Origin of the sequence: Pseudodonghicola sp. (genome assembly GCF_048268305.1) — a bacterium.
Taxonomy (GTDB): Bacteria; Pseudomonadota; Alphaproteobacteria; order Rhodobacterales; family Rhodobacteraceae; genus Pseudodonghicola.
In genome coordinates, this window is sequence record NZ_JBLWVT010000010.1 from 115,488 (window position 1) to 136,409 (window position 20,922).

General features: G+C 65.1%; 23 protein-coding genes. 14 read left to right on the forward strand and 9 right to left on the reverse strand.

From position 1 onward, the window contains the following. Nucleotides 1-162: 162 nt before the first annotated feature. From ACN0V4_RS18665 to ACN0V4_RS18680, 4 genes are all read left to right on the forward strand, one after another. Nucleotides 163-1,026, forward strand: coding sequence for an MBL fold metallo-hydrolase (locus ACN0V4_RS18665; RefSeq protein WP_417678910.1), 864 nt, complete (start codon nucleotides 163-165; stop codon nucleotides 1,024-1,026). Between the two features lie 117 nt (nucleotides 1,027-1,143). Further along, nucleotides 1,144-1,572 (forward strand): YeeE/YedE family protein, encoded by a 429-nt coding sequence (locus ACN0V4_RS18670; protein ID WP_417678912.1) that lies wholly within the window; start codon nucleotides 1,144-1,146, stop codon nucleotides 1,570-1,572. Beyond that, nucleotides 1,572-2,003 (forward strand): DUF6691 family protein, encoded by a 432-nt coding sequence (locus ACN0V4_RS18675; protein WP_417678914.1) that lies wholly within the window; start codon nucleotides 1,572-1,574, stop codon nucleotides 2,001-2,003. The genes ACN0V4_RS18670 and ACN0V4_RS18675 overlap by 1 nt, the downstream gene beginning before the upstream one ends. An 11-nt stretch (nucleotides 2,004-2,014) precedes the next feature. Next, complete coding sequence (locus ACN0V4_RS18680) at nucleotides 2,015-2,446, forward strand: TIGR01244 family sulfur transferase (protein WP_417678916.1); 432 nt, start codon at nucleotides 2,015-2,017, stop codon at nucleotides 2,444-2,446. Nucleotides 2,447-2,491: 45 nt separating this feature from the next. On the opposite strand, the gene ACN0V4_RS18685 is transcribed toward ACN0V4_RS18680, so the two are convergent. The 4 genes from ACN0V4_RS18685 to ACN0V4_RS18700 form a co-directional block, all read right to left on the reverse strand. After that, nucleotides 2,492-5,182 carry an ATP-binding protein gene (locus ACN0V4_RS18685; protein ID WP_417678918.1) on the reverse strand — a complete coding sequence of 897 codons (2,691 nt, stop codon included), beginning with the start codon at nucleotides 5,180-5,182 and terminating at the stop codon, nucleotides 2,492-2,494. Nucleotides 5,183-5,195: 13 nt separating this feature from the next. Beyond that, nucleotides 5,196-5,531: a hypothetical protein gene (locus tag ACN0V4_RS18690; RefSeq protein WP_417678920.1), complete on the reverse strand. Its 336-nt coding sequence runs from the start codon at nucleotides 5,529-5,531 to the stop codon at nucleotides 5,196-5,198. Beyond that, nucleotides 5,528-5,908 carry a response regulator transcription factor gene (locus tag ACN0V4_RS18695; RefSeq protein ID WP_417678922.1) on the reverse strand — a complete coding sequence of 127 codons (381 nt, stop codon included), beginning with the start codon at nucleotides 5,906-5,908 and terminating at the stop codon, nucleotides 5,528-5,530. The genes ACN0V4_RS18690 and ACN0V4_RS18695 overlap by 4 nt, the downstream gene beginning before the upstream one ends. A 123-nt stretch (nucleotides 5,909-6,031) precedes the next feature. Then, nucleotides 6,032-7,333 carry a helix-turn-helix domain-containing protein gene (locus ACN0V4_RS18700; RefSeq protein WP_417678924.1) on the reverse strand — a complete coding sequence of 434 codons (1,302 nt, stop codon included), beginning with the start codon at nucleotides 7,331-7,333 and terminating at the stop codon, nucleotides 6,032-6,034. 229 nt (nucleotides 7,334-7,562) lie between these two features. On the opposite strand from ACN0V4_RS18700, the gene ACN0V4_RS18705 reads away from it, so the two are divergent. The 10 genes from ACN0V4_RS18705 to aat all read left to right on the forward strand — a co-directional run bounded on the left by ACN0V4_RS18705 (nucleotide 7,563) and on the right by aat (nucleotide 17,095). After that, nucleotides 7,563-8,954 carry an ABC transporter substrate-binding protein gene (locus ACN0V4_RS18705; protein WP_417678926.1) on the forward strand — a complete coding sequence of 464 codons (1,392 nt, stop codon included), beginning with the start codon at nucleotides 7,563-7,565 and terminating at the stop codon, nucleotides 8,952-8,954. A 133-nt stretch (nucleotides 8,955-9,087) separates the two neighbouring features. Continuing rightward, the gene (locus ACN0V4_RS18710) at nucleotides 9,088-10,119 is read left to right on the forward strand and encodes a branched-chain amino acid ABC transporter permease (protein WP_417678928.1); all 1,032 of its coding nucleotides are present in this window, start codon (nucleotides 9,088-9,090) and stop codon (nucleotides 10,117-10,119) included. A gap of 3 nt (nucleotides 10,120-10,122) precedes the next feature. After that, a complete protein-coding gene (locus ACN0V4_RS18715) occupies nucleotides 10,123-11,319 on the forward strand; it encodes a branched-chain amino acid ABC transporter permease (RefSeq protein WP_417678930.1) in 1,197 nt (398 codons plus the stop codon). Nucleotides 11,320-11,329: 10 nt separating this feature from the next. Beyond that, nucleotides 11,330-12,085 (forward strand): ABC transporter ATP-binding protein, encoded by a 756-nt coding sequence (locus tag ACN0V4_RS18720; protein ID WP_417678932.1) that lies wholly within the window; start codon nucleotides 11,330-11,332, stop codon nucleotides 12,083-12,085. Nucleotides 12,086-12,099: 14 nt separating this feature from the next. Further along, complete coding sequence (locus ACN0V4_RS18725; RefSeq protein WP_417678934.1) at nucleotides 12,100-12,855, forward strand: ABC transporter ATP-binding protein; 756 nt, start codon at nucleotides 12,100-12,102, stop codon at nucleotides 12,853-12,855. A gap of 129 nt (nucleotides 12,856-12,984) precedes the next feature. Next, nucleotides 12,985-13,851 (forward strand): glycosyltransferase family 2 protein, encoded by an 867-nt coding sequence (locus ACN0V4_RS18730; RefSeq protein WP_417678936.1) that lies wholly within the window; start codon nucleotides 12,985-12,987, stop codon nucleotides 13,849-13,851. 42 nt (nucleotides 13,852-13,893) lie between these two features. Next, a complete protein-coding gene (locus ACN0V4_RS18735) occupies nucleotides 13,894-14,433 on the forward strand; it encodes a LuxR C-terminal-related transcriptional regulator (protein ID WP_417678938.1) in 540 nt (179 codons plus the stop codon). Nucleotides 14,434-14,577: 144 nt separating this feature from the next. Further along, nucleotides 14,578-15,075, forward strand: coding sequence for an acetyl-CoA carboxylase biotin carboxyl carrier protein (gene accB / locus ACN0V4_RS18740; RefSeq protein ID WP_417678940.1), 498 nt, complete (start codon nucleotides 14,578-14,580; stop codon nucleotides 15,073-15,075). A gap of 9 nt (nucleotides 15,076-15,084) precedes the next feature. Next, complete coding sequence (gene accC / locus ACN0V4_RS18745) at nucleotides 15,085-16,434, forward strand: acetyl-CoA carboxylase biotin carboxylase subunit (RefSeq protein WP_417678942.1); 1,350 nt, start codon at nucleotides 15,085-15,087, stop codon at nucleotides 16,432-16,434. Between the two features lie 28 nt (nucleotides 16,435-16,462). Next, complete coding sequence (gene aat, locus ACN0V4_RS18750; RefSeq protein WP_417678944.1) at nucleotides 16,463-17,095, forward strand: leucyl/phenylalanyl-tRNA--protein transferase; 633 nt, start codon at nucleotides 16,463-16,465, stop codon at nucleotides 17,093-17,095. On the opposite strand, the gene ACN0V4_RS18755 is transcribed toward aat, so the two are convergent. From ACN0V4_RS18755 to ACN0V4_RS18775, 5 genes are all read right to left on the reverse strand, one after another. Next, nucleotides 17,059-17,430, reverse strand: a complete 372-nt coding sequence (locus ACN0V4_RS18755; protein WP_417679014.1) for a DUF2155 domain-containing protein — start codon at nucleotides 17,428-17,430, stop codon at nucleotides 17,059-17,061. The genes aat and ACN0V4_RS18755 overlap by 37 nt on opposite strands. Further along, nucleotides 17,430-17,927: an outer membrane lipid asymmetry maintenance protein MlaD gene (mlaD, locus tag ACN0V4_RS18760; protein ID WP_417678946.1), complete on the reverse strand. Its 498-nt coding sequence runs from the start codon at nucleotides 17,925-17,927 to the stop codon at nucleotides 17,430-17,432. The genes ACN0V4_RS18755 and mlaD overlap by 1 nt, the downstream gene beginning before the upstream one ends. Before the next feature lie 46 nt (nucleotides 17,928-17,973). Further along, nucleotides 17,974-18,357: an NADH:ubiquinone oxidoreductase subunit NDUFA12 gene (locus ACN0V4_RS18765; RefSeq protein WP_417678948.1), complete on the reverse strand. Its 384-nt coding sequence runs from the start codon at nucleotides 18,355-18,357 to the stop codon at nucleotides 17,974-17,976. A 145-nt stretch (nucleotides 18,358-18,502) separates the two neighbouring features. Next, complete coding sequence (locus tag ACN0V4_RS18770) at nucleotides 18,503-20,131, reverse strand: PQQ-binding-like beta-propeller repeat protein (protein WP_417678950.1); 1,629 nt, start codon at nucleotides 20,129-20,131, stop codon at nucleotides 18,503-18,505. A gap of 112 nt (nucleotides 20,132-20,243) precedes the next feature. Continuing rightward, complete coding sequence (locus tag ACN0V4_RS18775; protein ID WP_417678952.1) at nucleotides 20,244-20,603, reverse strand: RidA family protein; 360 nt, start codon at nucleotides 20,601-20,603, stop codon at nucleotides 20,244-20,246. Between the last annotated feature and the right edge of the window lie 319 nt (nucleotides 20,604-20,922).

Sequence of the window (20,922 nt, forward strand, 5' to 3'; positions counted from 1 at the left end):
ACGCGAAATTTCAAAACGGTTCACAACCATTGGAAGTTTATCATGCCAATGCCGGCAAAGCTCTGCGACATGCTGCCCTGATCCCACGTCAATCCGGGCGAAGCCCTTGCAACATATTCAGATCAAAATATATGTATCCCGCAAAGACCAATGGAGATCCCAATGACCCCCTTTGTGAAAGCCTTTTTTGACGAGGGCACTTTCACCGTGTCCTATGTTGTCCGCGAACCGCATGGCAAAGCCTGCGCGATCATCGACAGCGTGCTGGACTTCGATCACGCCTCGGGGCGGACCGATACCCGCTCGGCGGACAAGATCATCGCCTATGTGCAGGAAGAGGGCCTGAACGTCGAGTGGATCCTGGAAAGCCACGTCCACGCCGACCACCTGTCGGCGGCGCCCTATATCCAGGACAAGGTCGGCGGCAAGATCGGCATCGGCGATCACATCACCGTCGTGCAGGACACCTTCGGCAAGGTGTTCAACGAAGGCACCGAATTCCAGCGGGACGGCAGCCAGTTCGACGCCCTGTTCAAAGAGGGCGACAGCTTCATGATCGGGCAGATGCGCGGCGACGTGCTGCACACGCCCGGTCACACCCCGGCCTGCCTGACCTATGTGATCGGCGACGCGGCCTTTGTCGGCGATACGCTGTTCATGCCTGATTTCGGCACCGCCCGCTGCGACTTCCCCGGCGGCTCGTCCACCACCCTCTATCAGTCGATCCAGAAGATCCTGGCGCTGCCGGACGAGACCCGCATCTTCGTCGGCCACGACTACAAGGCGCCCGGTCGCGACGAATACGCCTGGGAGACCACGGTCGGCGAACAGAAGGCGCTGAACATCCATGTCGGCGCCGGCAAGAGCATCGAGGACTTCGTGTCGATGCGCGATGCCCGCGACGCCACGCTGGCGATGCCGCGGCTGATCCTGCCGTCGCTGCAGGTGAACATGCGGGCTGGCCAGATGCCGCCGGCGGACGAACAGGGCAACGTCTTTCTCAAGCTTCCGGTGAACAAGCTCTGAACGGCTGACACCAGAGACAGGCCCGCGGACCGGAACCGGCCCGCGCGGCCGCCACGCATCGGCGCCGGGTCCGCACAGCCTGGCGCCAGAAAACGCGCGAACGATAGGGAACACTTCATGGAAACAGATTGGATCTGGGGCCTGGTCGGCGGTGGGCTGATCGGGATGGGCGGCGCTGTCTATCTGCTCGGCAACGGGCGGATCATGGGCGCTTCGGGCATCATCGGCGGATTGGTGGACGGCAGCGGCTGGTCCACCCTGTGGGAGCGTCTGGCGTTTCTCGCCGGCGTGATCCTGATGCCGCTTGTCCTCTGGCCGCTCTACAAGGTCGACATCAGCACGCATCTGACCTCGAACTGGTGGGTGATCATCGGTGCCGGCCTGCTGGTCGGCCTCGGCACCCGGATCGCCAATGGCTGCACCTCGGGGCACGGCGTCTGCGGCATCTCGCGGCTGTCGTTGCGCGGCATCGTCGCCACCGTCTTCTATATTCTGGCCGGCGGGCTGACGCTGGCGCTGTTCCGTCATGTGCTGGGGGTGATCTGATGCGCATTCTTCTGTCCCTGATCGCCGGCGGCCTGTTCGGTGCCGGGCTCTTCATCTCGGGCATGACCGACACCACCAAGGTGCAGGGCTGGCTCGACGTCTTCGGCAATTGGGATCCGACGCTGGCCTTCGTCATGGGCGGCGCCATCATCCCGATGTTCTTCGCCTGGCAGCTGACCCGCGGCCGCCACCCGCTGGTCGGCGGCGATTTCCCCGCCCTGCCCCGGCCCGAGCTGGATCACCGGCTGATCGTTGGCTCGATCCTCTTCGGGATGGGTTGGGGACTGGCCGGCATCTGTCCCGGACCGGCGATCGCCTCGATCACCTATAACGGCATCGGCGGGCTGGTCTTCGTCGCCGCCATGCTGATCGGCATGGGCGCCGCCCCGGCGGTGGGACGCGGACTGGACAGGGTTGCGGCAGCAGCGTAAGGACTCGGGCCATGGATATTCGCACACTCACCCCCGGCTATGCCGTTTCGCCGCAGATTTCGGTGGAAGATATGCCCGTCCTCGCCGAGGCCGGCTTTACCACGGTGATCTGCAACCGCCCGGACTCCGAAGTCGGGCCTGAACAAAGCAGCGCCGCCCTGCGCGACGCGGCTGAAGCGGTGGGGATCACCTTTATCCCGCTGCCGCTGGATCAGACCACGCTGACGCCGGAGAACGGCCTCCGCCAGGTCGAGGCCATCGCCGACGCCACCGGCCCGGTGCTGGGCTATTGCCGCACCGGCACCCGCAGCACGGTGATCTGGGCACTGGGTCAGGCCGGCACGCTGCCGGTCGACGAGATCCTCGAAAAGGCATCGGCCGCAGGCTATCAGCTCGACCACCTGCGCCCGGCACTTGAAGCGCTCGCCGCCAGCCGCGGCTGAGGCACCGGCAGAACCACGACAAAAGCGGCCTTTCCGGGCCGCTTTTTATTTATGGTTTTGCCCGACCAGCCCCGGCTCCTCCAACGGCAGGCTGATCCGGAAGGCGCCGCCCGTGTGCCCTTGCAGATAGACGATATCGCCGCCCAGCCGCTGCATGATCTCCTTCGAGATCGCCAGCCCCAGCCCGGCGCCACCGGCCTTTTCGGCATTCACCCGGAAGAATTTCTCGAACACCGTCGATTGCACCTCGGTCGGCACGCCGCTGCCGTTGTCGATGAAATCGACCACCACCTGCCCACCGACATCATGCACCGCGATCGTCAGCTCGGGCTGCGGCGCATCGCAGTATTTCTGCGCGTTTGAGATCAGGTTGATGAAGACCTGGGCCAGCCGATCGAGATCGGTGGTAAGCCAGATCGCCTCGTCCCCCCGCCGGCGTCGCACCACCAGCGAGCCCTCCGCCCCCGCCAGCGCGGTGGAAACGGCGCGATCCAGCATCTCCGACAACAGACCCCTGCGCATGTTCAACGTGACCTGACCATTCTCAAGCACGCTCAGGTCCAGCAGGTCGTTCAGCAACCGGGTCAGCCGCAACGCCTCGTCATGGATGATACCGGCATAGCGGCTCTTCTCCTCCTCGCTCAACCCACCCTCATCGCGCAGGATTTCCGAAAAGGCGCGGATCGAGGTCATCGGAGTGCGCAATTCATGGCTGATCTGGCCCAGAAAGGCATCCTTCTGCAGCGAAATCTGCGTCAGCTTTTCATTCGCCTCGCGAAGCTGCCGGGCGGTGCGGGCCAGCTCCGAGGATTTCGCCTCGAGCCGGCCGGAATATTCCATCAGCTGCGCGCTCTCATCCGCCACCGCCAGCAGATCCTCGACCGAAACCGACGATCCCCCGACGATCTGGCCGATCATCGCATGGGCCGCCGCCGCCCCCACCGACCCGCTGAGTTCGCGCTCCAGCCGCTCAAGAAACAACGGCGTCGGTTCCGGCAGATGGCCGCGGCCGCCCTGCAGCGCCGCCTCGCGCTGGAACAGCGCCTGCGCCTCCCGCGCGCCGAGGATGCGCTGGGTCATGATCATCAGATCCTCGCTCTGCGCCACCGATCCGGTCCAGCCGCGCGGGCCGGCGGAATGGTCGAAGACATTGACGAATTGCGCGCCCTGCAATCGCTCCAGCGGGCTGGGAAAGCTCAGCATCGAGCCGAGACAGAAGGCCCCGACATTTAGCACCATGCTCCACATCACCGAATGCACGATGGGATCGAGCCCCTCGATCCCGAAGAGCGCCTCGGGACGCAGCCAGGACAGACCGAAGAGCCCCTGCTCCAGCACCGATTGCGGCAGGATGCCGGCGCCGAGCTGCGGCAGCAGCAACGTATAGAGCCAGAGCACGAAGCCCACCGTCAGCCCCGCCAGGGCACCGATCCGGGTGGCGCCGCGCCAGAACAGCCCGCCGACCATCGCCGGCAGGATCTGGGCGATGCCGGCGAAGGAGATCAGCCCGATCGAGGCCAGCGCCGATCCGCCCCCCGACAGCCGGAAATAGAAATAGCCCAGCGCCATGATCGCCCCGATGGAAATCCGCCGCGCCAAGAGCACCACATTGCGCACATCGCCCGAGACCGAGGCCCGGTCGCCCTGCGCCGACAGCCAGATCGGCATCACCAGATGGTTCGACACCATGGTCGACAGCGCCATCGCCGCCACGATCACCATCGAGGTGGCCGAGGAGAACCCGCCCAGGAAGGACAGCATCGCCAATGCCGCCTTGCCCTGTGCCAGGGGCACCGTCAGCACGAACATGTCCGGATTGGCCCCCGCCGGCATCACCTCGAGCCCCACCGCCGCGATCGGCACCACGAAGAGGCTGATCAGCAGCAGATAGAGCGGAAAGGCCCAGGCCGCTGTCCGCAGGTGACGTTCGTCGTCGTTTTCGACCACCATCACCTGGAACATCCGCGGCAGGCAGACGAAGGCCGCGACCGCCAGGAAGGTGATCGTCGCCCAGCGGCTGCCGTTCACCTGCCATTCCCCGATGGGAGAGGCGTCGATCCGCGCCAGCGTCTCGGCAACGCCGCCCGACAGGCCCCAGACCACGAAAATGCCCACCGCCAGCAGCGCCACCAGCTTCACCACCGCCTCGAGCGCGATGGCGGTCACCACCCCGTGGTGGCGTTCGTTGGCGTCGAGGTTGCGGGTGCCGAAGAGGATGGCGAAGACGGCCAGCCCGACCGCCACCCAGAACACCACCGAGGCATCGCTGTAGCTGCCGACCGGCGCCTCCTCGAAGAAGATCGAGAAGGAGAGCGTGATGGATTGCAGTTGCAGCGCGATATAGGGGGTGATGCCGATGACGGCGAGCACGGTGACCGCGATCGCCAGCAGGTTCGACTTGCCATAGCGCGACGAGATCAGGTCGGCGACCGAGGTCACCCGCTGGCTGCGCCCGACCCGCACCAGCTTGCGCAGACCCCACCACCAGCCCATCATCACCAGGGTCGGCCCGAGATAGATGGTAACGAACTCCAGCCCGGAGCGCGCCGCATAGCCCACCGCACCATAGAAGGTCCAGGCGGTGCAATAGATCGACAGCGACAGCGTATAGATCAGCGGCGAACGCAACCAGGTGCTGCGCCCGGTGGCGGCGAAGCGGTCGGCGGCGAAGGCGACGATGAACAGCAGCGCCACATAGGCCAGGCAGACCAGCACCATGAGGTTGAGGGTTGCCATCGCGTGCCCCGTCTCAGCCCGGCGGCGGGGCCGGCTCGACCTCGCGCGCGGGGCCGGCCGGATCGCCGGGTCCGGCGCCGGACCAGCCGCGCGTCAGCCGCCCGAACCAGAGGTTGCCAAGGATCAGCGCCGCCCAGACGGTGAAGATATAGATCACCGCGTCAGAACTTTTCACCGCGCCCGGCTGGCCGGCACGCGGCCAGATCAGCGGCACCGCGAAGAGCAACGCGCCAAGCACCGGCAACAGCCGCGCCGCATCCATCAGCCGTCGCCGGCGATAGCTCTGCCGCTCCAGGAAGACCGAGGGCGTCTTCGTGGCCCGCTCGGGCGCCTCGACCGGATCGGTCATCGCTGCGCGGCCCGGGCATAGAGATCGCGGACCGCCTCCAACACCTCGGCGTTCGAGAAGGGCTTGGTCATGAACCGGCTGACCCCGGCGCGTTCGGCCATGTCACGGTCGCGCGATTGCCCACGGGCGGTCAGCATCAGCACCGGAAGATCGCGGAACGCGTTGATTTCACGCAGTTCCCGCAGGATATCAAAGCCGCTGCGGCCGGGCAGCATGACATCGAGGATCACCAGATCGGGGGCGATGCGGCGCACCACCTCGACCGCGTCGGAGCCATCGGCATGGGTGTCCACCCGCCAGCCATCCCGGGTCAGCAGAAAGCGGATCGCCTCGGTGATATTGGCTTCGTCTTCGATCAGCAGCACATGACGTGTCATGCCGCCCTCCTCCCCCTGAGCCTCTTGTCCCGGCGCCGGCCGGTTCCGCCGCGGCCCGGGTGGGCCGATTTATTGGTTTTGGGCAGGATATCCAATGCGGCGGGACAGAGTCAAAACTCTTCGTCAGAACCCGTCGCTGAGGATCGAGGGTTCACGCCGGGCTTCGCAATCCTCGCGGGGGCAGACCCGGCAACTGCTGCCGACCGGCTGCGCCTGGGTGGCGCCGCTGTCGAGAACCGGCAAGATCAGCATGATCGAATGATAGACCGGATCGACATCGAAGCGCGGCTGGCCCAGCGGCCAGGCGATGGCGAAACATTCGAACTGCGCCGCGGTGCGACCAAGCTGCGACACCCGCCGCCGGATCGGCACCAACGGCCGGTTGAGCGCCGAGAACAGCGGCCAGAGTGGGCAGGATTCCCCGTGCCGCGGCAGCGCGAACCCGGTCAGCGGCTTGCGGAACAGGATCGAGCCCGAGGCATCGCAGATCACCAGCCCGACCTCCTCGGGCAACGCGCCGGGCGGCATCGCCGCCAGCCGCCGGAACACCGCCGGCAGATCGACCGCGAAGACCGCCGCCAGGGCGAGCGGGTCGATCCCGTGCCGCGCCACCGCCTCGCGGAAGGGGACGAGCGGCATCGCGGCGGCATCGGCCCGGTATTGCGCCAGCACCGCCTGCCCCACCGTCCGCGCCGCGCGCGAGGTCAGCTCCGGCGCCGTCTCGACCAGCTCCTCGGCAGCGACCCGGCCCTCTTCCAGATCGGGAAAGGAATGGCCATGAGCGGCCATGAAGGCCTCGACCTCCTCCTGCGGCGCGCCCCGGGTGTCCTGCGCCGCCTCGCTGTCGTCGAGATAGGCGACCAGCGCCTTCGAGCTGTCGGCGAGCCGCGCGCTGTCCTCGTTGAGGTTGCGGTGAAACCGGTCACGCCACTCTGGCTCAAGCTCTCCGGTCTCGGCCAGGATCGAGGCGGTGGAACGGATCGAAGCCGCGGTCGACAGCACCTCGTGCAGCGAGGCGGCGAGCCGCGGATCATGGGTCAGCCGGTCCGACAGCGTCTCGACCGTACGTTCGAGCGAGGCGATGCGGCGATGCGACCAGGCCAGCACCTCGGCCCAGCCGGGAAAGCGACCGGCAAGTTCATCGGCGCGGTCGGTTTCGACCAGCGGCGTACCGGCATCCGCCGCCGCCTCGCGCAGCGCCGCGAGCAGCGCCGCCTCGGCCCCCTCGCTCAGCATCGAGGGTTCGACCCCCAGAACCTGGGCGATGTCGATCAGCAGCTTGCCGCCGATTCTGCGCCGATTGTGCTCGATCAGATTGAGATATGAGGCGGAGATTCCCACCCTGCGCGCCAGATCGGCCTGACGCAGCCCCTTGATCGCCCGCCTTTCGCGAATGCGGCTGCCTGTCAGCGTATCGCGTGCCATTTTGCCCCCTCCCCTTTATGCCGGCTTTTCAAGGCCTTTCCGCGGCGCGGCATAATGATTTTAACAATTATACCCATATACGTGTTCAGTTGTTGACAAAAATATTCTTCCCATCAAGGGGGTTATTGCGAAATTTTCCGAGCCACCCGCATACTTGATTTGCACAATCGTGCTTGCGCCACCCCCGGGAAGAGGAGCCCGGCGGCGCAAACCGAAACGGGAGGAACAAATGACCAAGACCACTGTCACGCGTCGCGGCGTGCTCAGGACAGGTGCCGTTGCAGGCGCCGGGCTGGCACTACCGACGATCTTCACCGCCTCATCGGCCTCGGCCTATATGAACGAACCCACCGGCGCCACTGTGACGCTGGGCTTCAACGTCCCCCAGAGCGGCCCCTATGCCGACGAGGGTGCCGACGAGCTGCGCGCCTATCAGCTTGCCGTCGAGCATCTGAACGGCGACGGCGATGGCGGCATGCTGAACACCTTCAGTTCCAAGGCGCTGCAGGGCAACGGCATCCTGGGCAAGAAGGTGCAATTCGTCACCGGCGACACCCAGACCAAATCCGACGCCGCCCGCGCCAGCGCCAAGTCGATGATCGAAAAGGACGGCGCCATCATGATCACCGGCGGCTCGTCCTCGGGCGTGGCGGTCGCGGTGCAGGGCCTGTGCCAGGAGGCCGGCGTGGTCTTCATGGCGGGTCTGACCCATTCCAACGACACCACCGGCAAGGACAAGAAGGCCAACGGCTTCCGCCATTTCTTCAACGCCTATATGTCGGGGGCAGCGCTGGCGCCGGTGCTGGCGGCGCAATACGGCAAGGACCGCAAGGCCTATCACCTGACCGCCGATTACACCTGGGGCTGGACCCAGGAGGAATCGATCAAGGCTGCGACAGAGGCCCTGGGCTGGACCACGGTGAACACGGTGAAGACGCCGCTCGCCGCGACGGATTTCAGCTCCTACATCGCCCCGGTGCTGAACTCGGGCGCCGATGTTCTGATCCTGAACCACTACGGCGGCAACATGGTCAACTCGCTGACCAACGCGGTGCAATTCGGTCTGCGCGACAAGATGGTCAACGGCAAGAAGTTCGAAATCGTCGTGCCGCTCTATTCCCGGCTGATGGCCAAGGGCGCCGGCGAGAACGTCAAGGGTATCCTGGGATCGACCAACTGGCACTGGTCGCTGCAGGACGAGGCATCGAAGACCTTCGTCAAGAGCTTCGGCACCAAATACGGCTTCCCGCCCAGCCAGGCCGCGCATACCTGCTATTGCCAGACGCTGCTTTATGCCGATGCGGTGCAGCGCGCGGGATCGTTCGACCCCTGCGCGGTGGAAGAGGCGCTGACCGGCGGCGACAGCTCGCTGCCCGGGATCAGCTCCGAGGCCAACAAGGGCTTCCTGTTCGACGGGCTGGGCAATGGCCAGACGCTCTATCGCGGCGCGGATCACCAGTGCTTCAAGGACGTCCTGGTGGTGCGCGGGAAAGAGAACCCGACCAGCGAGTTCGACCTGCTGGAAGTGGTTCAGGTGACCCCGACCGCGCAGGTCTGGTACGAGCCGGATCACCCGATGTTCGCCGGCGGCAACCTGGGACAATGCAACCCGGGCGCCTGACCGGCCGCTGAACCGGTTCCGGAATTTTCCAGAAATTCCGGGCCGTTTTCCGGATCGGAAAACGGTCGCCCCACCTGTCGGATGCCTTCGGCCTGGCCGGAGGCATCCCCCTATCCCTTCCGGAGGCGGGACGATGGACGCATTCCTTCTGCAAATTCTCAACGGCCTCGACAAGGGATCGGCCTATGCGCTGATCGCCCTGGGGCTGACCCTGATCTTCGGCACGCTCGGCGTGGTCAATTTCGCCCATGGCGCGCTCTTCATGATCGGCGCCTTCTGCGCGGTGACGCTCGAACGGCTGCTCACCCTCTCGTTCGAGACGATCGACCCGACCAAGACCGACTTTCTCGGCAATCCGCTGAAGATCAAGACCCCCTATGTCGAGGCCTGGTTCGGTCCCGAGACCGGAGCGGCGATCATCGACTGGTCGGTGCCGCTGGCGCTGATCTTCGCGATCCCGGTGATGCTGGCCATCGGCTATGCGATGGAGCGCGGGCTGATCAAGCATTTCTACAAGCGCCCCCACGCGGATCAGATCCTGGTCACCTTCGGGCTCGCCATCGTGCTGCAGGAGGTGGTGAAATACTTCTTCGGCGCCAACCCGATCCAGACCCCGCCGCCCGAGGCGATGCGCGGATCGGTCGATCTGGGCCAGATGATCGGCTTTCAGGCCAATGCGATCATCTATCCGATCTGGCGGCTGATCTATTTCTTCTTCGCCGTAGTGGTGATCGGCGGCGTCTTCGCCTTCCTGCAGTTCACCACCTTCGGCATGGTGGTCCGCGCCGGCATGGCCGACCGCGAGACCGTCGGGCTTCTGGGCATCAACATCGACCGCCGCTTTACCATCATGTTCGCCATCGCCGCCGCGGTGGCGGGGCTGGCCGGGGTGATGTACGGCCCGCTCAACCCGCCGAACTATCACATGGGCATGGATTTCCTGGTGCTCAGCTTCGTGGTGGTCGTGGTCGGCGGCATGGGGTCACTGCCCGGCGCGGTGCTGGCCGGCTTCCTGCTGGGGATCCTCGAAAGCTTCGCCTCGACCACCTGGGCCACCACCACCCTTCCGGGCATCAACCAGATCATCATCTATCTGGTCGCCATCATCATTCTGCTGACGCGTCCGCGCGGCCTAATGGGCCGCAAGGGCGTGATGGAGGAGTAACCCATGCTGGGACTGGGCAAGAAAGACACCACCCTCCTGCTCGTCGTTGCGGTGCTGACGCTCTGCGCGCCGTTCATCCTGAACCCCTTCCCCGCCGGCAGCGCCATGGCGCAGTTCAACGCGGGCTACCCTGACCTGATGCAGCGCTTCGTGATCTTCGGCATCTTCGCGGTGGGCTTCAACATCCTGTTCGGACTGACCGGATACCTGTCCTTTGGCCATGCCGCCTTTCTGGGGGTGGGAAGCTATTCGGCGGTCTGGATCTTCAAGCTCTTCACCTACAACGTGCTGCCGGCCGTCGCGCTCAGCGTCGTGGTGGCCGGGCTCTTCTCGCTTCTTATCGGCTTCATCAGCCTGCGCCGGTCGGGCATCTATTTCTCGATCCTGACGCTGGCCTTCGCGCAGATGTCCTTCGCCCTGGCCTATTCGGTGCTGTCGAACCCCAAGTTCAACCTGACCAATGGCGAAACCGGGCTGCAGGTCTATGCCGACGACCCGCAATGGTTCCACAGCGACAAGCTGCCCGATCTGCCGCATCTGTTCGGCCTGTCGATGCGGGCTACCCACACCATGCATGTCGGCGGCTGGACCTTCGATTTCAACGCCGGCTACTACCTCTGCGCCGCGGTGATGCTGGCCGCCTTCTACCTGGCGATCCGCATCTTCCGCTCTCCCTTCGGAATGATGCTGAGGGCGGTGAAGTCGAACCAGCAGCGGATGAATTACACCGGGCTGAACACTCGCCCTTATACGCTGGCGGCCTTCGTGATCTCGGGCATGTATGCCGGGCTTGCCGGCGGGCTGATGGCGGCGATGGATCCGCTGGCCGGCGCCGAGCGGATGCAATGGACCGCGAGCGGCGAGGTGGTGCTGATGAACATCCTCGGCGGCACCGGCACGCTGATCGGCCCGGTGCTGGGCGCGGGCTTCATCAAATACTTCGAGAACATCTTCTCGAAGATCAACGACACCGTGCTGCATGGTTGGTTCGGCTTTCTGCCCGACTGGCTGGAGGATGTGCTGGTCTTCATCGTGCATCCCTTCATCGGCAAGGGCTGGCACCTGACGCTGGGCCTGCTGTTCATGCTGGTGGTGATCTTCCTGCCCGGCGGGCTGGTCGAAGGTGGCCAGAGGCTGGCGCGCTGGATCAGGGGCCGGCGCGCCGGAAACACCAGCCGCAAGACCGAACCGGCGGAATAGGGAGGCAGCCATGGGTATTCTCGAAGTCAAGAACGTCTCGAAGAACTTCGGCGGCCTCAAGGCGCTGAGCGACGTGAACCTCGATGTGCGGGAAAATACCGTGCATGCGATCATCGGGCCCAACGGGGCCGGCAAATCCACCCTGTTGAACTGCCTGGTGGGCAAGCTGATCCCCGACACCGGATCGGTCATGTTCGACGGCCAGTCGGTGCTGGGCCGCAAGCCCTATGAGATCAACCAGATGGGCATCTCCCGCGTGTTCCAGACACCCGAGATCTTCGGCGATCTGACAGTGATGGAAAACATGATGATCCCGATCTTCGCCCGCCGCGACGGCGCCTTCAGCATGCATGCCTTCGAAACCGTGACCAACGAACGCGACGTGGTCGAACAAGCCGAAAAGATGCTGATCGACATGAAGATGATCGACAAGCGTCAGATGCACGCGGCCTTGATGTCACGCGGCGACAAGCGGCGGCTGGAGATCGGCATGTGCCTGAGCCAGGAGCCACGGCTGTTGCTGCTGGACGAACCCACCGCCGGCATGGCGCGGGCCGATACCAACAACACCATCGACCTGCTCAAGCAGATCAAGGCGGAACGCGACATCACCATCGTGATCATCGAACACGACATGCATGTGGTGTTCTCGCTGGCCGACCGGATCACCGTACTGGCGCAGGGCACGCCCCTGGTCGAGGACGAGCCGCAGAACATCCGCGGCAACCCCAAGGTGCGCGAAGCTTACCTGGGCGAAACGGCGTAACGGAGGGCCGCGCAATGAACGTCAAACCCGACTTTTCCAAGAACGCCAATCAGGCCCAGACCGCCCCGGCCTTTCTGTCGGTCTGGGACATGCATGCCTATTACGGCGAGAGCTATATCGTGCAGGGCATCAACTTCAACGTCCACGAAGGGGAGATTCTGGCGCTCCTGGGGCGCAATGGGGCCGGCAAGACCTCGACCCTGCGCGCCATTGCCCGAACCGGCAGCCCGCAGGTGACGCGCGGGGAAATCTGGCTGGATCACAAACCGCTGCACACCATGACCTCTTACGAGGCGGCAACCTCTGGTCTTGGCCTGGTGCCCGAGGATCGTCGCATCATCCCCGGGCTGACGGTCGAGGAGAACCTGCAACTGGCCCAGATCGCGCCGCCCGTCGGCTGGTCGATCGACCGGCTTTACGAGCTGTTCCCGCGCTTGGGCGAACGGCGCAAGCAGGAGGGGATCACCCTGTCGGGCGGCGAACAGCAGATGCTGGCGATCGCCCGGGCGTTGGCGCGTGACATCAAGGTCCTGCTGCTGGACGAACCCTATGAGGGGCTGGCGCCGGTGATCGTGGACGAGATCGAAAAGACCCTCGTCCACATCAAGGAACAGGGGATGACCACCATCCTCGTGGAACAGAATGCGGTGCGCGCGCTGCAACTGGCGGATCGGGCGATCATCCTCGACACCGGGTCGATCGTCTTCGACGGCACCGCCGCCGAGGTGCTGGAAAACGCCGAGCTGCGCGCCGAATATCTGGCGATCTGACAAGCTCCCTGCCGCGAGGTCGCAAGACCTCGTGTCCGGAACGGGCCGCCCGGACGGGGGCGGCCCGTTCTTTTGCCTGCCCCCCAACTTCCGCTTGTTCCATACCCCGGCGCCCCACAAGATGAGCCCATGAAAATCTGCGCGATCACGATGGTTTATCTCGACCATTGGGCCCTGACCCAGTGGTATGGCCATTACGTTCGCCACCTGGGGGCGGAAAACCTGTTCATTGTCGCCCATGGCGCTGACCCGATGGTGTCAAAGCTCTGCCCCCGGGCGAATATCCTGACCGTGCCGCGCGACCGGCTGGACGGGTTCGACAACCTGCGCGACAATATCCTGAACGGGTTTCAGGCCCGGCTCGGCGCCGTCTATGACTGGGTGATCCGCACCGATGCGGACGAGCTGGTCTGCCTCGATCCCGACATTCACCCGAGTTTCGCCGATTTGTTGGCGAGCCAGCAGGCCGATGCGGTCTTCGCCCTGGGGCTGAACGTGGTCGAACGCCGGGGCGATCCCAGGATCGGCGCGGGCAAGCCCGCGCTGCCGCGGCGCCCCGCCGTCTCCTTCTCGGGCCATTATTCCAAGGCCTGGGCGGCACGCAACGGCATGGCGCTGGCCCGCCACGGCATCGCCCTGCCCCCCGCGCGGGTGGCGGCCTATCCCTTCACGGTGCCGTCGGGCGTCTATCTGGCGCATCTGAAATATGCCAGCCGCAAGGCGCTGACCGTGGCAAACGCCCATCGGCGCGAGATCGCCTCGGGCCCCGGCAAGGCCCTGCCCGGCTCGGCCTGGGCAAAACCGAAGCTGACCGCGCGCAAGTTCTATGCCAGTTTCGAAGCACTGCCCGAAGCCCCCTGGGAGGAGGCCGAGACCCTGGCCATGGCCCAGATCGGCACGGACCCCTACCGCGATCTGAAAAAGGGGCTGCTGCGCGCCCAGAACATCCGTCCCGAAAACCGTACCATCCTGCCCGAACGCATCCGCAGCTTCTGACGGGCCTTCTCTTCCCCCGGGAAACCCGGCAATTTGGCGGGCATGAGCAGCGATATCGCCTTTCAGCACGCCCCCGTCGGCCTGGTCGAGATGGAAAACCGCATCATCCGGCGCGCCAACCTGCGATTCATCCGCATCTTTGGCGGTACGGTCGAGGATTACTGGAACCGCCCCCTGCGCGATTTCTATCCCTCGCAGGCGGAATTCGAACGGATCGGCGCCCGCGGGCTGGATGCGATGCGACGGACCGGGGACTATCACGACGAAAGGATCATGCGCCGCTCGGACGGAGAGCTGTTCTGGTGCCGGGTGCGTGGCCAGTCGCTGACGCCGGACAACCCGTTTCGACATGGAATCTGGTCCTTCGCCGATATCTCGGACGAACGGCCGCTGGTGCGGTTGACCCCACGGGAACGTGATGTGGCGATCCTGACTTGCCAGGGCTTATCGGCCAAGGAGGTGGGGGTGGAACTGAAGCTGTCCTTCCGCACGGTCGAGGCGCATCGTGCGCGCCTCCTTGAAAAATTCGGCGCCCGCAAGCTGCCCGAACTGGTCGCCAAGCTGTCCGGCATGCCGTTATGACTGGCACAGCCGCGGATTGACGTGGCGGAAGAGGAAACGGGGATGGGCGCTTTTCACCCTTTGCCCCATAGCCTATAAGCGCGCATGATTTGCATGCCGCGCCCGCGAAGCGGGGCCTGCGGAGGTAACCGGTCGAGGATAGACATGACGAATAAAACCACCGACGCGGATGTGGCTTTCATCAAGGCGCTTGCGGAACTGCTGCAAGAAAACGACCTGACCGAGCTCGAAGTCAAACGCGAATACAGCGAAGACAACAGCCTGAACGTGCGCGTCAGCCGGGCCATGCCGATGGCCGCGCCGATGGCGATGGCCGCCCCGGTCATCGCGGCCGCCGCGCCGGTCGCTGCCGCCCCTGCGGCAGCCGCAGAAGCGCCCGCCGCCGCGATTGAGGATCCCGCCGCCCATCCCGGCGCCGTGACCTCGCCGATGGTCGGCACCATCTACCTGCAGGCCGAACCCGGCGCCGCCCCCTTCATCAAGGTGGGCACCCAGGTCAGCGAGGGCGACACGCTGCTGATCGTCGAGGCGATGAAAACCATGAACCACATTCACGCGCCGCGCGCCGGCACCGTGAAACGCATCCTGGTCGATGACGGGGCGGCAGTCGAATTCGGCACCCCCCTAGTGATCATCGAGTAAGGGGCGGAGATGTTCGACAAGATCCTGATTGCCAACCGGGGCGAGATCGCCCTGCGCGTGGTCCGCGCCGCGCGCGAGATGGGGATTGCCACCGTGGCGGTGCATTCCACCGCCGATGCGGATGCCATGCATGTGCGCATGGCCGACGAATCCGTCTGCATCGGCCCGCCGCCCAGCCCGCAAAGCTATCTGAACATGCCGGCGATCCTCTCGGCCTGCGAGATCACCGGGGCCCAGGCGATCCACCCGGGCTATGGCTTCCTGTCGGAAAACGCCAATTTCGTGCAGATCGTCGAGGATCACGGCCTGACCTTCATCGGCCCTTCGGCGGCGCATATCCGGCTGATGGGTGACAAGATCACCGCCAAGGAAACCATGCGGTCGCTGGGGGTTCCCTGCGTGCCCGGCTCGGACGGCGGCGTGCCGGATGTGGACAGCGCCAAGCGGATCGCAGGCGAGATCGGCTATCCGGTGATCATCAAGGCGACCGCCGGCGGCGGTGGCCGCGGCATGAAGGTGGCGCTGACCGAGAACGACATCGAGGGCGCCTTTCACACCGCCCGCGCCGAGGCCAAGGCCGCCTTTGGCAACGATGAGGTCTATATCGAGAAATACCTCAGCACGCCGCGGCATATCGAGATCCAGATCTTCGGCGACGGCAAGGGCGGCGCGGTGCATCTGGGCGAGCGCGACTGTTCGCTGCAGCGGCGTCACCAGAAGGTGCTGGAAGAGGCCCCCGGCCCCGTTATCACCCCGGAAGAACGTGCCAGGATCGGCAAGGTCTGCGCCGATGCCATCGCCAAGATCCAGTACAGCGGCGCCGGTACCATCGAGTTCCTCTATGAAAACGGCGAGTTCTATTTCATCGAGATGAACACCCGGCTGCAGGTGGAACACCCGGTGACCGAGGCGATCTTTGGGGTCGATCTGGTGCGCGAGCAGATCCGCGTCGCCGCCGGTGAGCCGATGTCCTTCACCCAGAAGGATCTGACGATCAACGGCCATGCCATCGAGGTGCGGATCAACGCCGAACGGCTGCCGAACTTCGCGCCCTGCCCCGGCCGCATCACCCATTACCACGCCCCCGGCGGGCTGGGGGTGCGGATGGATTCGGCGCTTTACGACGGCTATATGATCCCGCCCTATTACGACAGCCTGATCGCCAAGCTGATCGTCCATGGCCGCGACCGACCCGAGGCGCTGGCGCGCCTGAGCCGCGCCCTGGGTGAGCTGATCGTCGATGGCGTCGACACCACGGTGCCGCTGTTCAGCGCCCTGCTGAACGAACCGGATATCCTGAACGGCGCCTATAACATCCATTGGCTGGAAAAGTGGCTTGAGGATCACCTGGGCGACTGACCGAACACGCGGGCTCGGGGGCTGATCCATGTCGATCACCCCCGAGCTTTTGCTGCACGCCTATTCCATCGGGGTCTTTCCGATGGCCGAGCATCGTGACGATCCGGACATCTTCTGGGTCGATCCCAAGCGCCGCGGGATCTTTCCGCTGGAGAGCTTCCATATCTCTCGCTCGCTCGCCCGACGGATGCGGCGGGGTGGCTATACCGTCACCATCGACCGCGACTTCGAAGGCGTGCTCGATGGCTGCGCCGACCGGGCCGAGACCTGGATCAATGCCGAAATCCGCGACCTCTACCTGACGCTCTTCCGCCTGCGGCAGGCCCATTCCCTCGAGGTCTGGGAGGGCGATGAGCTGGTCGGCGGCGTCTATGGCGTGGTGCTGGGGGCGGCCTATTTCGGCGAAAGCATGTTCTCGCGCCGGACCGACGCGTCAAAGATCGCGCTGGCCTATCTGGTCGACCGACTGCGGCAGGCGGGTTTCCAGCTGTTCGACACCCAGTTCCTGACTGACCATCTGGCCAGTCTCGGGGCGATCGAAATCCCGCGGGCCGAGTATCATCGCAGGCTGCACGATGCGATCGAATATGAGGCGAATTTCACCGCCCCGCCGGGACCGACGGCTCAGGAAGTGATACAGCGCAACACCCAGACGTCGTAACGCGGGTGATCCAGCGCGTTCAGCGCCGGGGCGGAGGCGATCATCCACCCCTCGAAGAGCGAGTTCCGCTCGCCGTGGTTCCAGACCGTAAGATAGGCGAAAGCATCCCCCGTGGGGTTTTCCGTGGGATAGCGGCATTCGGCCAGCGCCACGTCGAGGCCGAAAATCTCGCCCGAGGTGCCGTTCTTCAATTCGACATCAACCGTCTGGCCACTGACCTTGTCGAGCCCGCGCAGCAGCGCCCCCTGCCCCAGGCTCGCCGGCACCCGATCCTGCGCCGAGAGCGGCGCGGCGAGGCTCAGCGCGGTGAGGGCCGCGGCGGCGAGCGCCCTGATCACTCTGTCGCCCCGCTGTCGCTGGAGGAGGAAGAGGAAGAGGAAGAGGAAGAGGAGCCGCCGCCGGAGACGAATTTCAGCAGCAGCGAAATCAGGCTGACCGACCCCTGGGTGTCGATGATCTCGGAGCCGGGGTTGAAATTCTCGGGCGATCCGCCGGGCATGATCTCGACGAAATTGCCGCCCAGCAGCCCTTCGGAGGAAACCACGGCGGAACTGTCGTCGGGAATTTCGATCCCCTTCAGGATCGAAAGCGTGGTGTCGGCGCGATAGGTCTGCGGGTTCAGTTCCATATCGGTGACGGTGCCGATCTTGACACCCGCCAGCCGCACATCCGTGCCCACCGTCACCCCTTCGAGCGACCGGAAGGAGGCGGTCAGCGGATAGCCACCGCCACCGCGCCCGAACCCGGTGGTCTGCCCGGCGTAAACGGCGAAACTGATGGCCGCGGCCAGAACCACGCCCCCGACCAGAACTTCGGTGGTGTTATGCGACATGCGACGCTCCGTCCGCTAGAGTTCCCAGACCTATGCGACGCCCGGATTATTCCGGGCTCCAGGCCTCGTAATCGCGGCGTTCGACCGGCTGGGCGTGCAGGATCGAGCCCGCGGGCGCATAGGCCTGCGGCGTGCCGGTCAGGTTTTCCTGATGCGGCTTTTCCCAGGGCTTGTGCACCATCGGCCGTTCGGTCGGGGCCTCTTTGAAGGTGTGGTGCAGCCAGCCGTGCCAATCGGGATCGACCCGACTCGCCTCGATCTCGCCATTGAAGATCACCCAGCGGCGGCTACCATCGGCATTGCGATAGAAGATATTGCCCTGATTGTCCTCACCGACCTTGATACCCTTGCGCCAGGTATAGATCTGGGTGTTGATCGTCTGCCCGTGCCACCAGGTCGCCGCGCGCAGAAGAGTATTGAGGATTCCCATGTAAGCCTCCGGCCTTGTGCTGGAGGCAGGTATGGACCAAGCGCGCGCCAAGGTCCAGATCAGAGCCCGAAGATTCCGTTCCGACGGCAGCGCTGCGCCGATGGAAGGGGCGGCCATCGCACCGAAGGCCACCCCAAAGTCGCGATTACTGCGGCGTCAGCCGGTAGATCGCGTTTTCAAGATCCGAACTGACATAGATCGCGCCGTTCTGACCCACCGCAATGCCGGTCGGCACATAGGTCGGCGGCATGCCGGCGGCGGCGGCCATGCCGATCGGCAGCCCTTCCGCCACGACCGTGACCGCGCCTGAGGCCGGATCGACGGCGATCACCCGCTGCGCCCCCACCTCGGCCAGCACCAGTCGCCCATCGGGTGCGCGGTCCAGCCCTTCGGGCATCTTCAGATCGCGCGCCACCACGGCCTTTTCGCCATTGCTCAGGTCGATCCGCGACAGGGTGCCGGCGCCGGCCTCGGTCACATAGACCCCGCCCTGCCCGTCCAGCACCAGCCCCACCGGCAGGACCAGCCCTTCGGCCACGACCTCGCGCGTCTCGCCCTCGGAACCGGTGACGCGCAGCAGCTTGCCGGTGGCAAGCTCGGCCACCAGCAGGCTGCCGTCCGACAGCTCCACCGCGTCCTGCGGCGCGGCAAAACCATGCAACATGCGCAGGCTCTCACCGTTCTTGCGATCCATCACCTGCACCGTGCCGGTGAACCAGCTCGACAGCAGGACATGATCGGCATTGGCCCGGGCGCTGAACGGATATTCCAGATGATCGGCCTGCATCCGCGCGACATCGCTCACCTGACCGGTTGCCGCATCCACCGTGCGATAGGCGAAGCCGTCGGCGAGATAGAGCGTCTCCCGCCCGTCCTCGGCGATCAACGCCAGCCCGCCGGGCATCGACAGCGCCCCCTTGACCACCTGCCGCACCGCGCCGGTGGCGGGGTCGACCTCCTGAATGCCGTTGTCGGCCATATTGGAGACGAAGATGCGGTCCTGCCCGTCGATCGCCAGGTTGTCGAGCGAGGTGCTCAGATGCGCGATCACCTCCTTGGCTGCGCCGTCGGGGCTGATCCGCACCAATTGGCCGCGGGCAGTATCGACCACCCAGATATTGCCCTTGGAATCGAGGTTGACCGCGGCCGGCACCTTGAAGCCATCGGCGATCACCTCGATGTCGCCGCTGTCGACGTCGATCCGCACCACCTGCCCCTTGAACCACAGCGGCCCGTAAAGCTTGCCGTCCGGCCCGAACTGAAAGCCGTTCAGGCCGCCCATGCCCTCCATGATCTTGCGGGCGGGCTTTTCGCCCTTGGTGTCGATCTCGTAAAGCGCGTCCCCCAGGAAGACCTGGGTGGCGAACAGCCGCCCGTCCGGGCTGTAGGCCAGCGAGTTGATCCCCGGCAGGCCGCTCGCAAGCGTCCGGATCTGCCCGTCCGCCCCGCGGGCATAGAGATCGCCCAGCAGAAAGGCGGTCCAGGCGAGGGTGCCATCCGGCCCGATCACCAGATCGTCGGCCATGCCCTTGGGCGCGGGGATTTCCACCGCCACATCGCCGGTTGCCGCATCGACGCGATAGAGCTGCTGACCGATGACCGAGCCGGCATAGATATGTCCCGCATCATCCGTCGCCAGCCCGTGGACGCCGTGAAAGGCCGATCCCGGCACCAATGTTTCCAGCTTGTAGCCCCCGGCCATCGCCGGCCCCGCCAGCCCGACGGCAAGCGCCAGGGCCGATGCGGCTCGCATCGCCCGATTGAGTTTTGTCATGATGTCCTCCCTACAGACCATCGCGCGCCGGCTCCTCTTCCGACGAGCGATGACCCAACATAGGCACAACCGCAGATCGCAGGCACGACCCGCGATCTTCAGTGACGCCACGTCAGGGCAGAAGCGCGGTCAGCTCGATCTCGATCCGGTACTTCGGGTCGATCAAGCCGCATTCGACCATTGTCGCCACCGGCGGATTGTCTCCGAAGGTCTCGGCCAGGAGCGGCCAGCAGGGTTCGAACTCTGTCCGGTCGGGGAGATAGTAGGTCACCCGCACCGCATCGGCGAAACTGGCGCCGGCCTGTTCCAGCGCCTTGCCGATGACGGCCAGGGCCGAGCGGCATTGATCCACCACGGTGTCGCCCTGTCCCACGGTGCCGGCCACATGCACGAAGCCGCCAGCCACCACGGCGCGGCAATAGCCGATCTTGGCTTCGAACTCACCGCCGGAATGAATGCGTTTGATGGTCATTGCGATACCTCTCAGCTGTTACTCTCCGACCCGGATACGTGCGGCGATGCGCTGAGGCAATGAAGAGATGTGGAGCGTCTCGCCCACAGGGCCACGCAGGCACCACCTGCCTTGAGTGGACGAGGCCTGCCGCAACCGCGCATCGGTTTCCTCATCGAAGTAGCGAGAGCAAAACAGAAACGCGCGGCGGATCGTTTCATGCAATTCCGGTTCCGGAGTCGCGTTCCAGTCACCACCGAATCGATATTGCCACCCCTTGGTCGCATCGGACCAAGTTGGGGGGGGCGCTGGCGCCGCCTCTGCCAAGGTCGCGATGGCA

Coding starts and splice junctions, on each gene's coding strand:
- ACN0V4_RS18665 (WP_417678910.1), top strand. CDS start 163: ATGACCCCCTTTGTGAAAGCCTTTTTTGACGAGGGCACTTTCACCGTG.
- ACN0V4_RS18670 (WP_417678912.1), top strand. CDS start 1,144: ATGGAAACAGATTGGATCTGGGGCCTGGTCGGCGGTGGGCTGATCGGG.
- ACN0V4_RS18675 (WP_417678914.1), top strand. CDS start 1,572: ATGCGCATTCTTCTGTCCCTGATCGCCGGCGGCCTGTTCGGTGCCGGG.
- ACN0V4_RS18680 (WP_417678916.1), top strand. CDS start 2,015: ATGGATATTCGCACACTCACCCCCGGCTATGCCGTTTCGCCGCAGATT.
- ACN0V4_RS18685 (WP_417678918.1), bottom strand. CDS start 5,182: ATGGCAACCCTCAACCTCATGGTGCTGGTCTGCCTGGCCTATGTGGCG.
- ACN0V4_RS18690 (WP_417678920.1), bottom strand. CDS start 5,531: ATGACCGATCCGGTCGAGGCGCCCGAGCGGGCCACGAAGACGCCCTCG.
- ACN0V4_RS18695 (WP_417678922.1), bottom strand. CDS start 5,908: ATGACACGTCATGTGCTGCTGATCGAAGACGAAGCCAATATCACCGAG.
- ACN0V4_RS18700 (WP_417678924.1), bottom strand. CDS start 7,333: ATGGCACGCGATACGCTGACAGGCAGCCGCATTCGCGAAAGGCGGGCG.
- ACN0V4_RS18705 (WP_417678926.1), top strand. CDS start 7,563: ATGACCAAGACCACTGTCACGCGTCGCGGCGTGCTCAGGACAGGTGCC.
- ACN0V4_RS18710 (WP_417678928.1), top strand. CDS start 9,088: ATGGACGCATTCCTTCTGCAAATTCTCAACGGCCTCGACAAGGGATCG.
- ACN0V4_RS18715 (WP_417678930.1), top strand. CDS start 10,123: ATGCTGGGACTGGGCAAGAAAGACACCACCCTCCTGCTCGTCGTTGCG.
- ACN0V4_RS18720 (WP_417678932.1), top strand. CDS start 11,330: ATGGGTATTCTCGAAGTCAAGAACGTCTCGAAGAACTTCGGCGGCCTC.
- ACN0V4_RS18725 (WP_417678934.1), top strand. CDS start 12,100: ATGAACGTCAAACCCGACTTTTCCAAGAACGCCAATCAGGCCCAGACC.
- ACN0V4_RS18730 (WP_417678936.1), top strand. CDS start 12,985: ATGAAAATCTGCGCGATCACGATGGTTTATCTCGACCATTGGGCCCTG.
- ACN0V4_RS18735 (WP_417678938.1), top strand. CDS start 13,894: ATGAGCAGCGATATCGCCTTTCAGCACGCCCCCGTCGGCCTGGTCGAG.
- accB (WP_417678940.1), top strand. CDS start 14,578: ATGACGAATAAAACCACCGACGCGGATGTGGCTTTCATCAAGGCGCTT.
- accC (WP_417678942.1), top strand. CDS start 15,085: ATGTTCGACAAGATCCTGATTGCCAACCGGGGCGAGATCGCCCTGCGC.
- aat (WP_417678944.1), top strand. CDS start 16,463: ATGTCGATCACCCCCGAGCTTTTGCTGCACGCCTATTCCATCGGGGTC.
- mlaD (WP_417678946.1), bottom strand. CDS start 17,927: ATGTCGCATAACACCACCGAAGTTCTGGTCGGGGGCGTGGTTCTGGCC.
- ACN0V4_RS18765 (WP_417678948.1), bottom strand. CDS start 18,357: ATGGGAATCCTCAATACTCTTCTGCGCGCGGCGACCTGGTGGCACGGG.
- ACN0V4_RS18770 (WP_417678950.1), bottom strand. CDS start 20,131: ATGACAAAACTCAATCGGGCGATGCGAGCCGCATCGGCCCTGGCGCTT.
- ACN0V4_RS18775 (WP_417678952.1), bottom strand. CDS start 20,603: ATGACCATCAAACGCATTCATTCCGGCGGTGAGTTCGAAGCCAAGATC.